This is a genomic window from Saccharothrix tamanrassetensis, assembly GCF_014203665.1.
Lineage (GTDB): Bacteria > Actinomycetota > Actinomycetes > Mycobacteriales > Pseudonocardiaceae > Actinosynnema > Actinosynnema tamanrassetense.
In genome coordinates, this window is sequence record NZ_JACHJN010000006.1 from 86,527 (window position 1) to 99,210 (window position 12,684).

A 12,684-nucleotide genomic window follows, 5' to 3' on the forward strand; every position below is an offset into this window, starting at 1 on the left:
TTTTGCGGTGTATTTCCGACCTAGCGTATGGCCTGGCCCGGCCAGGCCATACGCGAAAGTCGTTCCGGTTCGGCGGGCGGCGCCTTTCGAATCCGGATAGGCCCGTATTGAAGATTTCTGGATTCCGGGGAGTCGCCGCTGCTATTCGGGCGCGGTCGCTAGTATGATTGCGCCGGATATGGGTTGATCAAGGAGGTAACGAGTGCGCGCCTGACGGCACTCCCGACGCTCGCGGGGGCGATTGCGTCGACCTTGCCGCAGACCGGGCGTGCACGCTCGACGCAGTGCCGACCGTCTACGGGGGGAAATACACATGCGTGTGGACATACTCGGGCCATTCCAGATCTCACACCACGGTGTCGTCGTGACGCCGACCGCGCCGAAGCTGCGCCAGGTCATGGCGGTGCTCTCGGTCTCGGCCAACCGGCTCATCCGCACCGACCAGCTGATCGACGAGCTGTGGCCGGAACGCCCGCCGGCGAGCGCCATGACGACGCTCCAGACCTACGTGTACAAGCTGCGGAAGCTCATGCTGCTGGGCAACCCGAGCGCGGGGCCCGCCCGGGAGACCGCCGTGGCGCTGACCACCCGCCCCAGCGGCTACCTGCTGCGGCTGCCCGACCACGCGGTGGACGCCGGGCAGTTCGAGGAGCTCGCCCACCGCGGCCGCACCGAACTCGCCGCCGACCGGGTCGACTCGGCGGCGTCCGTGCTGCGGGACGCGCTGGAGGTGTGGCGGGGACCGGCCCTCACCGACGTGCCCGCCGGGCCGCTGCTGCGCTCGGAGATCGTCCGGCTGGAGGAGCGCCGCAAGAGCACGCTGGAACTGCGCGTCGCGGCGGACCTGCGGCTGGGCCGCTACCACGACCTGATCGGCGAGCTGACCAACCTGGTCGCGGGCGAGCCGACGCACGAGGGCTTCCAGGGCAAGCTGATGCTGGCGCTGCACCTGGCCGGCCGCCGGTCCGACGCGTTGCGCGTCTACCAGAGCGCACGGGAGAGCCTGGCCGGGGAACTCGGGCTGGAGCCGTCGGCCGAGCTGCAGCGGCTCCAGCGGCGCATCCTGGACTCCGACGGCACCCTCGAATCGTCCTTCCAGCGCTCCTCCGCCCGCGCCGGCGCGATCGAGCCGCCCGCCCAGCTGCCGCCCAAGGTGTCCGGCCTGATCGGCCGCGACCGGCCCGCCGGCGAGCTGCACGACCTGCTGTGCAAGCGGCTGCCGACCGGTGTGCCGCCGGTGCTGGTGGTCACCGGACCGCCCGGCGTCGGCAGCTCCGCGCTGTGCCTGCAGGCCGCGCACCAGGCCAGGGAGTCTTACCCGGACGGGCAGTTCTACGCCAAGCTCACCGCGCCCGGCTCCGGCCCGGTGCAGGTCGACGACGTGCTCGCGGCCTTCCTGCGCGGCACCGGCACCTCCCACCACGGGCTGCCCGACGACCTCAAGGAACGCAGCGGGCTGTTCCGCAGCTGGACCGCGCGCCGCCGCGTGTTGGTGGTGCTGGACGACGTGGTGGACACCGACCAGCTGGCCCACCTGCTGCCCAGCGGACCGGACTGCGCGACGCTGGTCGCCACCCGCCGCCGGATCCACCACCCGTCGGTGAGCCGCACCGTCGACCTGGCCCCGCTGGACGACGCCGACGCGCTCGCGCTGCTGGTGCGGGAACTGGGCAGCCCGCGGGTGCGCAGGCAGCTCGCCGACGCCCGCCGGCTCGCCGAGTTCTGCGGCGGGCTGCCCCTCGCGCTGCGGGCGGCGGCGACCGTGCTGCGGGTGCGCTCGCACTGGCCGATCGCGCACCTGTTGCGCCAGGAGAAGCCCGCCACCTGGCTGGGCGTCGCGGCGTCCGTGCGCACCACGTGCGACCTGCTGCCGGCCGACGTCCGGGCGACGCTGCGGGTGCTCGCGCCCACCGCGACCGCGCCGCTGACCCCGGTCGACGCGGCGGCGCTGCTGGGCGCCGACGCCCACGCCGCCGAGTCCGCGCTGGAGTGCCTCGTCGAGCACCACCTCGCCGACGTCGTGCCCACCGACGCGGGCGACTTCCAGTACCGCATCCCGCCGCTGGTCCGGCTGGGCCTGCGCGACCTCGGCGCGCCGCCGCTGGCCGACGGCGACCCGTCCGTGCGGAAGTTCGCGTGACCGCCACCGCGCCGCCCCGGACCGTGCTGGGGCAGCCGCACTGGTTCCGGGTGCTGTTCGTGGTCGACGTCTGGGAGCGGTTCAGCTTCTACGGGATGCTGGCGATCCTCTACCTCTACCTGGTGGCACCGGTCGCCGAGGGCGGTCTCGGGCTGCGCGCCGGCGCGGCGGCCACCGGGTTCGGCACCTACCTGGCGTTGAACTTCCTGGCGGCGCTGCCCGGCGGCTGGGTCGCGGACCGGGTCCTCGGCCGGCGCCGGGCCGTCCTGGTCGGCGGCGCGGTCATCGCCTGCGGCCACGGCGTGCTGGCCCTCCCGGTGGGCGGCGCGACCGCGGTCGGGCTCGGCCTCGTCATCGTCGGCACCGGGCTGGTGAAGCCCAGCATCGCGGCCATGATCGGGGAGCACCACCGGTCGCGGGAACGCCGGGAAGCGGCCATGTCGGTGTTCTACATGAGCGTGCAGATCAGCGCGCTGATCGCGCCGCTGGTCACCGGGCTGCTCGCGGACCGGGTCGGCTGGCACGCCGCATTCGGGGCCGCCGCGCTGGGCATGGCCGTCGGCGTCGTGCTGTACGCGCGGGGGATGCACCGGCTCGGCGACATCGGCGCCCCGCCGTCGCCACGGGTGGCGTTCACGCGTCAGCACGTCGTCCTCGCGGTCGCCAGTGCCGCGGCGGTGGTGCTGCTGGTCGCGGCCGGGTTCGCCGCGCCGGTCCTGCTCGCCGTGGTGGGAGTGGTGGTGCTGGTGCTGCCGTTCGTCTGCCTGCGCCGGCTGCGGCGGCACTCCGGGGTCGACCCGGCGGCGCTGCGGGCGCTCGCGGTCCTGATGACGGCGGCGGCGCTGTTCTGGGGGCTGTTCGCGCAAGGGGGCGCGCTGCTCAGCCTGTTCGCCAAGGAGTCCACCGACCGGTCCGTGCTCGGGCACGTGGTGCCGGCGGGCTGGTTCCAGTCGCTGCCGCCGCTGTTCCTGCTGGTGGGCGCGCCGGTGGCGGCCTGGCTGTGGCTGCGCCTGGGCGGTCGGGCGAACCCCGCCGGGAAGGCCTCCGCCGGGCTGCTGCTCGCGGGCGCCGGGTTCCTGGTGATGGCCTCGGCGAGCCTGGCCGCCTCGGACGGGCCGGTCACGCCGTGGTGGCTGGTCGCGGTGTACCTGCTGCTGGCGTGCGGCGAACTCGCCATCGGCCCGATCGTGCTCAGCGCGGCGGCGGGCACCGCGCCACCGGGGTACGAGGGCCGGTTCGTCGGGCTGAGCTGGCTGTTCGTCGCGACCGGCGTGGTGGTGGCCGCGCAGCTGGCCCGGCTGGTGGAGGTGGTGCCCGGCACGGTGTACTTCCTCGGGTTCGGGGTGCTCGCGGTGCTGGCGGGGGTGCTGCTCGCGCTGGTCAGAGGTCGCCCGCGCGGGTGACGGCGAGCATCGTCGCGAGGTCGTCGACGCTGACCCGGGGCCGTCCCCCGGAGCGGCCGAGCGCGACCTCGTAGGCGTCCAGCCGCAGCCAGCCCGGCCACGTCACGAACCGGACGCCCCGGCCGCGCAGCAGCGCCGGCACGGTCGCCGGGCCCACCTTGAGCGGAGCGGGGAAGCCGTCCGCGTCGGCCAGCAGCGCCCGGACCGTCTCGGCCGCGTCCGCCTTGTTGGTGCCGATCACGCCGCTCGGGCCGCGCTTGATCCACCCGGCCACGTACAGCCGGGGCAGCACGGTGCCGGTGGCGTCCACCACCCGGCCGCCCAGGTTGCGCACCGTGCCGGTCTCCTCGTCGAACGGCACGCCGGGCAGCGGCGCGCCCCGGTAGCCGATCGCCCGCACCACGGCCTGCGCGGGCACCGTGGACGGGACGCCGAGCCGGTCCAGCCGCAGGCCGGCCACCGCCGTCTCGCCGACGACCGCGACCGGCCGCAGGCGGAACGACAGGTGGACGCGGCGGGCGGCCCGGCCGGTCGGCCGTTCGGCCCACCCGCGCAGCAGCTCCACGTTGGCCCTGGCCCGGCGCGAGTCGGCCTCGTCGTCGGCGCCCGCCAGGTCGGCGGGGTCCACCACGACGTCGACGTCGTCCAGCTTCCCCAGCTCGGTCAGCTCCGGCACGGTGAACTTGGCCTGCGCCGGGCCCCGGCGCGCGATCACCCGCACGTCGGTGACCCGGCTGCGGGCCAGCAGGTCCAGCACCCGCTCGGGCACGTCGCTGGCGGCCAGCCGGTGCGGGCCGCCGACCAGCATCCGGGCCACGTCCAGCGCCACGTTGCCCGCCCCGACCACGGCCACCTCGCGGGCGGCCAGCACGGTGTGCGCGAACGAGTCGTCCGCGTGCGGGTGGGCGTTGTACCAGGAGACGAGCTGCGCGGCGGACCCCACACCCCACAGGTGCTCGCCCGCCACGTCCAGCAGCCGGTCGTCGTCCGCGCCCACCGCGAACACCACCGCGTGGTAGCAGGCCAGCAGGTCGCGCAGGTCCAGGTCGAGCCCGTAGGCCACGTTGCCGAAGAACCGGACGGCGGGGTTGCCGAGCGTGCGGCCGAGCGCGAGCGCGATCCGCTTGGTCTTCGGGTGGTCGGGCGCGACGCCGTACCGGACCAGCCCGTAGGGGGCCGGCACCTTGTCGAACACGTCCACCGACAGCCCGGCGTCGACCAGTTCCTGCGCCGAGTACACCCCGGCCGGCCCCGCGCCCACCACGGCGATCCTCACGGCGCCTCCAACCCGAACCTGCGGTAGGCGTCGGCCACCACCGAGGGGTCGTCCGCCTCGCCCTCGTGGACGATCGCGTCCACCGGGCAGACGTCCACGCACGCGCCGCAGTCCACGCACTCGACCGGGTCGATCACCACCTGCTCGCCGATGTCGTGGATGCAGTCCACCGGGCAGACCGACATGCACGAGGTCTCCTTGGTGCCCACGCACCGGCTCGTCACCACGAAGGTCATCGCGTGCCCCCCGCCGGCCGCCGCTTCGAGAGGGCCTTGCGACCCCACCCGGTGCGTCCCCAGGGCTTCACGATGGACAGCAGCGTGGTCGCGAACAGCACGGCCAACATGACCGACGAACCCGCGATCACGCTCTCGGACAGCCGCCCGATGTCGGCGTTGACGTCGTTCAGCGTCGCGGCGAGCGCGGTCTTCACGTTCTGCGCCACGTAGGCGTAGGCGAACACCATCGCGCCGATGGTGAGCAGCAGCTTCACCGCGACCCACCAGTGGTGCAGCACGCGCCACTTCGTGTACAGGCCGAGCACCAGGCCGGTGATGAGCGCGCCCAGGCTGCCCGGGATCATGATCATCAGGTCGCTGAAGTGCATCAGCTCGTACGCGGCCGGCCGCAGCGAGGTGCCGATGTTGGACATCGCGAAGATGCCCATCACGAGCATCGCGTAGCCGCCGCCGAACCAGCCGACCGAGATCACCACGTGCGCGATCAGCCACGCCTTGCGGGTGCCCGGCTTCATCACCCAGGTCATCGACCGCTTGCGGCGGCGCTGTTGTCGGGGCTCCCGCACGCGGGAGCCGGCGGGTTCGGTCATCACCACTTCTGAAGGGAGTTCTGGCATGGGAAGAGTCCACCGGGTTCCCGGCCCGCGCGAATCACGGCGGACTGCCGTCCCGGAGGTATAGCGGACTGTGCTGCGCGCGCGGGTTTTCCTCGTACGCTGCGGGAACATGGACATCCGGCGGTTCCTCGGCACACCGGCGCCGTGGCGGGCGTGGCTCTACGTGGCGACCGGCGCGCTGGTCGGCTTCCCCACCCTGTTCGCGGTGGTGGTGCTGACCGGCCTGGGCATGGCGTTGTCGCCGGTGCTGGTCGGCCTGCCGATCCTGGCCGCGCTGGGCCTCAGCGGGCTGGTGGTGGGGGCGGTGGAACGGCGGCGGCTGGGGCTGCTGGGCGACGTGCCGCCGCGCAGCCCGCACCGCACGTTGCGGAACACGGGAGTGCGGGAATGGGCCCGCACCCGTGCCGGGGAGGCCGCCACCGGGCGCGAGTTCGCCTACACCGTGCTGTTCGCGACGGGGTTGTGGCTGCTGGACTACGTCGCCGCCGTCGTGCCGGTGGTCTCGCTGTTGCTGCTGGGCGCTCCGGTGGCCTACGCGCTGTCCGACGGCGACGCGGTCTACCTGGGGTTCGCCCTGGCGTCGTGGGGGTCCGCGCTGCTCGTGGCGGCGGTGGCGGTCCCGGCGCTGCTGCTCGGGGCGTGCCTGGTCGCCGGGGTGGCCCGGCTGCACGCGCGAGTGGCCCGCGCCCTGCTCACCGGACCCGACGGCGAACCGGACGACGACATGGAGTCGATCCGGTCCAACGGGCGGCTGCTCGACGCGTTCGACGCCGAGCGCCGGCGCATCGAGCGGGACCTGCACGACGGCGCGCAGCAGCGCCTGGTCGCGCTGACCATGCTGCTGGACCTGGCCCGGATGCGGGCCGGCGAACTGCCCGGGCTCGACCGGGAACTGGCCGACCTGCTGGCCCGCGCGCACGCCGACGCCACCACGACCCTCGCCGAGCTGCGCGAGCTGGTCCAGGGCATCCACCCGCACGTGCTCGGTGAACGGGGGCTGCCGGCCGCCGTCGACGAACTCGTCACCCGGCACCCGACCTCGGTGCGGGTGCGGCTGCCCGGTCTGGGCCGGCTGCCGTCGACCGTGGAGAGCACCGCGTTCTTCGTGGTCAGCGAAGCGCTCACGAACGTGGCGAAGCACAGCGCCGGCCAGGCGTGGGTGCACGGTCACCTGGCGGGCGACCTGCTGGTGGTGGAGGTGGGCGACGCCGGGGCGGGCGGCGCGGACCCGGAGCGGGGCAGCGGGCTGCGCGGCATCGCCGACCGGGTGGCGGCGGTCGGCGGCAGGGCGATGCTGTCCAGCCCGCCCGGTGGCCCTACCGTCGTGCGGGTGGAGATCCCGTGCCTGCCGGGTGAGGTGGTCCGCCCGTGACCGGTGCCCGTGTGCCCGACCGCGTGCCCGACCGCGTGCGCGTCCGGGTCGCGCTCGCCGAGGATTCCGGGCTGCTGCGCGACAGCCTGGTCGCCCTGATCACCCGCTTCGGCCACGAGGTGGTCACCGCGGTCGGCTCGGCCGACGAGTTGCTGACCGCCGTGCGCGCGGCGCCGCCGGACATCGTGGTGACCGACGTCCGGATGCCGCCGACGTTCCGGGACGAGGGGCTGCGCGCGGCGATCGCGTTGCGCCGGGAGCGGCCCGGACTGCCGATCCTGGTGCTCAGCCAGCACGTGGACACGCCGTCGCTGACGGAGCTGCTGGACACGGGCGCGGCGGGCACCGGGTACCTGCTCAAGGACCGGGTGACCAACGGGACGGACTTCGTGGCGGCGCTGGACGAAGTGGCCGCCGGCGGCACCGTGGTCGACCCGGAGATGGTGCGGCGGCTGCTGGCGTACCGGCGTGACCCGCTGCGGCTGTTGAGCGCGCGTGAGCTGGAGGTGTTGGGACTGATGGCGGAGGGGCGGTCGAACACGGCGATCCGGGAGCGGCTGGTGATCTCCGAGGTGACCGTGTCCAAGCACATCGGCAGCATCTTCACCAAGCTCGGCCTGCACAGCGACGGCGCCGACCACCGCCGGGTGCTGGCGGTGCTGACCTACCTGCGCGGAGCCGACGCCGACTGAGCCGGTGCCGACTGAGCCGACGCCGACCGCAGACCGGGTGGCGTCAACGGGACCGGAGCCGGGGCCGACCGGGCGTGTCGGAGCAGGCCGCGAGCGACCGGGCCACCCCCGCGGGCCGCCGCCGGTCCGAGCCTTTCTCGACGGGTCTTCGAGTGCCACCGCCGACCTTGTGGCTGACCAGTCGACACGCGCGGGAAGGCGATACGCATGGCAGGGATCACCGGATGGGTGGACTTCCTTCGGGACATCAGCCAGGACCTGGCCGTCGCCAGGCACATGACGGCCACACTCGCCACGCGCGGGCCCGACGACGAACGGGTCTGGGCGTCCGCGCACGCGGTGCTCGGGCACCGGAGGCTCGCCATCGCCGACCCGACGCCGCAGCCGTTGGTGGTGCGCGCCGGTGACCGGGTCGTGGTCGTCACGTTCGACGGCGAGTTGTTCAACCGGGCCTCGTTGGGCGAACGGCTCGGGCTCACCGGTTCGGACCCGGAGCTGGTGGTGGCCGCCTACCTCAAGTGGGGCGAGCGGTGCGTGGACCAGCTCGACGGGAGCTTCGCGTTCGGCATCTGGGACGAGAACGCCGAAGAGCTGCTGATCGCCCGCGACCACATCGGGCTGCGACCGCTCTACTACCACCCGACGCCCTCGGGGGTGCTGTTCGCGTCCGAACCCAAGGCGCTGCTGTCCCACCCGCAGGTCGACGTCGTGGTCGACCTGGACGGCTTCCGGGAGGCCCTGTCGTTCGCGGGCACGCCCGGCCACGCGGTCTACCGGGGGATGCGCAAGGTCGAAGGCGGGGAACTGATCCGGTTCGGCCGGTCCGGGATGATCCGCCGGCGGTACTGGCGGTTGGAGGACGGCGAGCACACCGACGACCTGGACACGACCGTCGGCCGGATCCGCGAGCTGCTCGCGGACGCGGTGGCCCGCCGGATCGCCACCGACGACGGCTTCAGCATCATGCTGTCCGGCGGCCTGGACTCCAGCCTGATCACCGCACTCGCCTCGCGGGCGTTGCGCGAGCGCGGAGTCGACAGCGTGCGCACCATGGCCGTCGACTTCATCGAGCACGCCGTCAACGCCCGTGCGGCGGGCACCGACGACAGCACGTTCGCCGCCGAGATGGCCCGGCACATCGGCACCGACCACCGGGACATCATGCTGGACCGCAGCCTGCTGCTCGGTGCGCTGCCGCGGGCCGCCGCCGTGCGGGCGTACCCGGACCTGCCGTGCCCGGTCGGTGAGATGACCACGGCCCTGTACGTGTTCTTCAAGGCGGTGGCGCAGAACACCTCCGTCACCATGATGGGCGAGTGGGCGGACACCCTGTTCGGGGCGTTCCTGCGGCTGGAGGACCCCGAGGTGGTGGCGCGGCAGACGCTGCCGTGGGTGGCGTCGGGCCAGTTGCACGTGCGCAGCACCGGCCTCGGGTCGGGGCTGTTCGAGCCGACCCTGCTCAAGCAGCTGGACCTGCCCGGCTACTGCGCCGAGCGGTACCGCGACGAGCTGGCCGGGATGCCGTCCGGTGGCGCGGAGTCCGAGCACGACCGGCGGATGCGCGAGATCAGCTACCTGTACCTGCGCGGCTGGATGGAGATGGGGCTGGCGCAGGACGACGGGCTCACCTCGGCGCACGGCCTGCGGTTCCGCGCGCCGTTCGCGGACCCGGCGCTCATGCAGTACGTCTACACCATCCCGTGGTCGATGAAGACGTTCGACGGGCGCGCCAAGGGCCTGCTGCGCAAGGTCGCGGAGGGCTTGGTGCCGCAGTCCATCCTGGACCGCCCGAAGAACCCGTTCCCGTCCACACCGGACCTGGCGCACGCGGCCGCTCTGCGGGAGGAGGCGCTGGCCGTGCTGGCGGACCCGGCGTCGCCGGTGCTGCCGCTGATCGACGTGGACGCCACCAAGACCGCCGTGTCCACTGTGGAGGAACTGGCGGCGGGCTGGCAGAGCCGGGGCGACGTGGAGATGGTCCTCCAGGTCAACACCTGGCTGGCGGACTACCGGCCGCGGCTGGAACTCTGACGTGACCGCGGTGCTGGTGCTGGTCGCGCTGTCCGCCAACGGGTTGGCGGCGGGCGTGCTGCTGTGGTCGGCGGTGTGCGGCGTGCCCCTGCTGCGCACCCTCGCGCCCGACCGGTACATCGAGGTGGAGCTGTTGTGGGGCAACCGGTTCGAGCCCTTCCAGCCGATCTGCGTGGTGCTCACCGCGCTGGCCGACGTGCTGCTGGCGGTGACCGGGCCCGGCGGTCCGGCCCGGCCGCTGTTCGGGGTGGCCGCGGTGGCGGCGGCGCTGGTGGTCGCCGTCTCGGCGACCCGCAACGTGCCGATGAAGCGCTGGGTGATGTCGTTGGACCCGGCCCACCCGCCGGAGGACTTCGCGGACGCCGACCCCCGCCCGGACTGGGCGCGCTGGAACCTGACCCGGACGGTGCTGGCGATCGTGGCGTTCGGCGCGAACGTCGTCGCCGTGGTGACCGTGCTGCCCACCTGACCACAAGAACGTTCCGACCGCACGGAAGACGGTGGCCGGGAAGCCGATCGGCTTCCCGGCCACCGTCGTGTCCGGCTACTCCGCCTTGTAGCCGACGACCGCCGTCTCCAGGCCGTCCACCAGCGGGTGCGCCACGGTCCGGGCGAAGCCCGCCTCCTCCACCCAGCGCCGGCACTCCGCCACCGTGTACTCCGACCCGCCCGGCGTCACCAGCAGCAGGTTCAGGCAGCCGAGCAGGCCCACGGTGTTGGTGCGCCGGTCGTCGTCGATCATCCGGTCGTAGAACACCACCGCGCCGCCCGGCCGCACCGCCTGGAACGCCTTGGCGATCAGCGCGCGGCGCTCCTCCACGTCCCAGTCGTGCAGGATGTGGCCGAAGACCAGCACGTCCGCCTCGGGCAGCGGCTCGGTGAAGAAGTCGCCCACCACGAACCGCATCCGGTCGCCCGTGCCGTGCGCGGCCACGTGCTCGTCGAACAGCGGGCGCAGCTCAGGCATGTCGAAGACCGTGCACCGCAGCTCCGGGTGCGCCTTGACCAGGTACGTGAGCAGGTTGCCGCGGGCCCCGCCGATGTCCACCACCGAGGTGTAGCGCGACCAGTCGACCCGGTCCACCAGCTCCGGTCCGATGTGGTTGGTGATCGCGTCCATCGCCGAGATGAACGACCGGCGGTGGTCCAGGTCGGCGTACAGCTTGCGGAAGTAGTCCTGGGTGTCCGAGCCGATGGACTGCCGGCCGGTGCGCAGGCTCTCGGTCAGCCCTCCCCACGCCAGGAACAGCCGCTTGCTCGCCTGGCGCATCCAGCCGCCCAGGTAGCCGTCCTTGCGCTCGTCCAGGTACAGGTCGGCGGCGGCGGTGTTGAAGTAGCGGTCGCCCTCGCGCTCCAGCACGCCGAGCGCGACCAGCGAGTCCAGGAAGTCCCGGCTGGACCTGGGGTGCAGGTCCAGCGCGGCGCGCAGCTCCGGCTCGGTGGCGGGCCCGGAGGCCAGCACGGTGAACAGGCCGAGCTCCACGGCGGACAGCAGGGTCTTGGACGCCCAGAACCCGGTGCCGAGTTCGATCAGCGGGCGGGGGCTCACCATCTCTTGGGTCATCGTGTCGGTCCTTCCGGTCACCAGGTCAGGGGAAGTGTCTGCGGGCGGGCGAACGCGGTGCCGGTCCGCCACACGAGTTCGTCGGGCGGCACCGCCACCCGGAACGCGCCGAGCCGGCGCAGCAGGGTCTCCAGCACCACCTGGAGCTCCACCCGGCCGAGGTGCGCGCCGAGGCAGTGGTGGATGCCGTGGCCGAACGCCAGGTGCGGGTTGTGCGCGCGGGCCGGGTCCACGTCGTCGGGCGAGTCGAACACCCGGTCGTCCCGGTTGGCCGAGTTGATGCACGGCAGCACCGCGTCACCGGCCGAGATCCGCGTGCCGCCGACGGTCATGTCCTCGGTGGCGATGCGCACCGGGCCGACGCCGCCCCCGGCCTGGGAGAACCGCAGCAGCTCCTCCACGGCGGCCGGGAGCTCCTCCGGGTGCCGCCGCAGCCGGTCCAGCAGTTCCGGTCGCCCGGTCAGGTTGAGCACCGCGTGCGCGATCTCCGCGGACGTGGCGTGGTACCCGGCGACCAGCATCGTCTGGCCGAACGCGAGCAGCTCCTCGGTGGTCAGCGCGTCGTCGTCGTCCCGCGCCCGCACCAGCGTGGTCAGCAGGTCGTCCTGCGGCGTCCGCTGCTTGGCCTCGATCAGCCCGCCCAGGTAGCCGCGCAGGTCGCGCACGGCCGCACCGACCCGCTCGCGGTTCTCGGGCGTGAAGCTGAGCATCACGTCGGTCCAGTCCCGGAACACCGCGCGGTCCTGCGCGGGCACGCCGAGCAGCTCGCAGATGACGGTGATCGGCAGCGGCTCGGCGAGGTGCGCGATCAGGTCGGCCGGATCGCCCGCCCGCACCAGGTCGTCGACCATGCCCTCGGTCAGCTCGGCCACCCTGGGGCGCAGCCGCTCCACCTGCCGGGTGGTGAACACCCTGGCCACCAGCGACCGGACCCTGGTGTGCTCGGGCGGGTCCAGCACGAAGATCGACTTCGAGCCGGTGGCCACCGGCAGCAGCTTCGGCGCGTCGGGCGCGGTGATCGCCTGCCGGCTGAACCTCTGGTCCGCGAATACCGTGCGGACGTCCTCGTACCGGGTGGCCAGCCAGATGTCCTGGCCGGTGGGCAGGGTGGCCTTGGCCAGCCCGCCGGCCTCCCGCAGCTCCTCGTACTCCGGCGGTGGTCGCAGGGGCTGCGCGCGGGGGAACGGGAAGGTCGAGCCGGCCGGGTCTGCTGTCATCGGTGCTCCTCGGATCGTCGGATCGCCACCGAGTGTCCGAACCCGGACTCGACGCAGGCTCGGACCGAACTCGACCCCAGCGGGCTTCGAGGGGATTCCGAGTCGCGAGGGCGACCGTTCCGGCCCGGACACG

11 protein-coding genes are annotated in these 12,684 nt (G+C 73.5%); 6 read left to right on the plus strand and 5 right to left on the minus strand.

Annotated features, from left to right (window positions below; translation table 11 throughout):
- The first annotated feature begins 364 nt into the window (after positions 1 to 364).
- Together FHS29_RS19895 and FHS29_RS19900 are read left to right on the plus strand one after the other, a co-directional pair.
- Positions 365 to 2,140, plus strand: coding sequence for an AfsR/SARP family transcriptional regulator (locus FHS29_RS19895; RefSeq protein ID WP_184692550.1), 1,776 nt, complete (start codon positions 365 to 367; stop codon positions 2,138 to 2,140).
- Complete coding sequence (locus tag FHS29_RS19900; protein WP_184692551.1) at positions 2,137 to 3,543, plus strand: peptide MFS transporter; 1,407 nt, start codon at positions 2,137 to 2,139, stop codon at positions 3,541 to 3,543. Before FHS29_RS19895 ends, FHS29_RS19900 begins: the two co-directional genes overlap by 4 nt.
- Here the strand turns inward: FHS29_RS19900 and FHS29_RS19905 are convergent.
- Genes FHS29_RS19905 through FHS29_RS19915 form a run of 3 tightly spaced genes read right to left on the minus strand, consistent with a single transcriptional unit; the run spans position 3,521 to position 5,648 of the window.
- Complete coding sequence (locus FHS29_RS19905) at positions 3,521 to 4,819, minus strand: FAD-dependent oxidoreductase (RefSeq protein ID WP_184692552.1); 1,299 nt, start codon at positions 4,817 to 4,819, stop codon at positions 3,521 to 3,523. The genes FHS29_RS19900 and FHS29_RS19905 overlap by 23 nt on opposite strands.
- The gene (locus FHS29_RS19910; RefSeq protein WP_184692554.1) at positions 4,816 to 5,055 is read right to left on the minus strand and encodes a ferredoxin family protein; all 240 of its coding nucleotides are present in this window, start codon (positions 5,053 to 5,055) and stop codon (positions 4,816 to 4,818) included. Before FHS29_RS19910 ends, FHS29_RS19905 begins: the two co-directional genes overlap by 4 nt.
- The gene (locus tag FHS29_RS19915; protein ID WP_184692556.1) at positions 5,052 to 5,648 is read right to left on the minus strand and encodes a hypothetical protein; all 597 of its coding nucleotides are present in this window, start codon (positions 5,646 to 5,648) and stop codon (positions 5,052 to 5,054) included. The genes FHS29_RS19910 and FHS29_RS19915 overlap by 4 nt, the downstream gene beginning before the upstream one ends.
- A 136-nt stretch (positions 5,649 to 5,784) precedes the next feature.
- On the opposite strand from FHS29_RS19915, the gene FHS29_RS19920 reads away from it, so the two are divergent.
- The 4 genes from FHS29_RS19920 to FHS29_RS19935 all read left to right on the plus strand — a co-directional run bounded on the left by FHS29_RS19920 (position 5,785) and on the right by FHS29_RS19935 (position 10,239).
- The gene (locus FHS29_RS19920; protein ID WP_184692557.1) at positions 5,785 to 7,047 is read left to right on the plus strand and encodes a sensor histidine kinase; all 1,263 of its coding nucleotides are present in this window, start codon (positions 5,785 to 5,787) and stop codon (positions 7,045 to 7,047) included.
- Positions 7,044 to 7,739, plus strand: a complete 696-nt coding sequence (locus tag FHS29_RS19925; RefSeq protein ID WP_312865005.1) for a response regulator — start codon at positions 7,044 to 7,046, stop codon at positions 7,737 to 7,739. Before FHS29_RS19920 ends, FHS29_RS19925 begins: the two co-directional genes overlap by 4 nt.
- Positions 7,740 to 7,946: 207 nt before the next feature.
- Positions 7,947 to 9,770 (plus strand): asparagine synthase (glutamine-hydrolyzing), encoded by a 1,824-nt coding sequence (gene asnB, locus FHS29_RS19930; RefSeq protein WP_184692559.1) that lies wholly within the window; start codon positions 7,947 to 7,949, stop codon positions 9,768 to 9,770.
- Position 9,771: 1 nt separating this feature from the next.
- Positions 9,772 to 10,239, plus strand: a complete 468-nt coding sequence (locus FHS29_RS19935; protein WP_184692561.1) for an anthrone oxygenase family protein — start codon at positions 9,772 to 9,774, stop codon at positions 10,237 to 10,239.
- Between the two features lie 75 nt (positions 10,240 to 10,314).
- Here FHS29_RS19935 and FHS29_RS19940 read toward each other — a convergent pair whose 3' ends face one another.
- Positions 10,315 to 11,334, minus strand: coding sequence for a methyltransferase (locus FHS29_RS19940; RefSeq protein WP_184692563.1), 1,020 nt, complete (start codon positions 11,332 to 11,334; stop codon positions 10,315 to 10,317).
- Between the two features lie 17 nt (positions 11,335 to 11,351).
- Positions 11,352 to 12,551, minus strand: coding sequence for a cytochrome P450 (locus FHS29_RS19945; protein WP_184692565.1), 1,200 nt, complete (start codon positions 12,549 to 12,551; stop codon positions 11,352 to 11,354).
- Between the last annotated feature and the right edge of the window lie 133 nt (positions 12,552 to 12,684).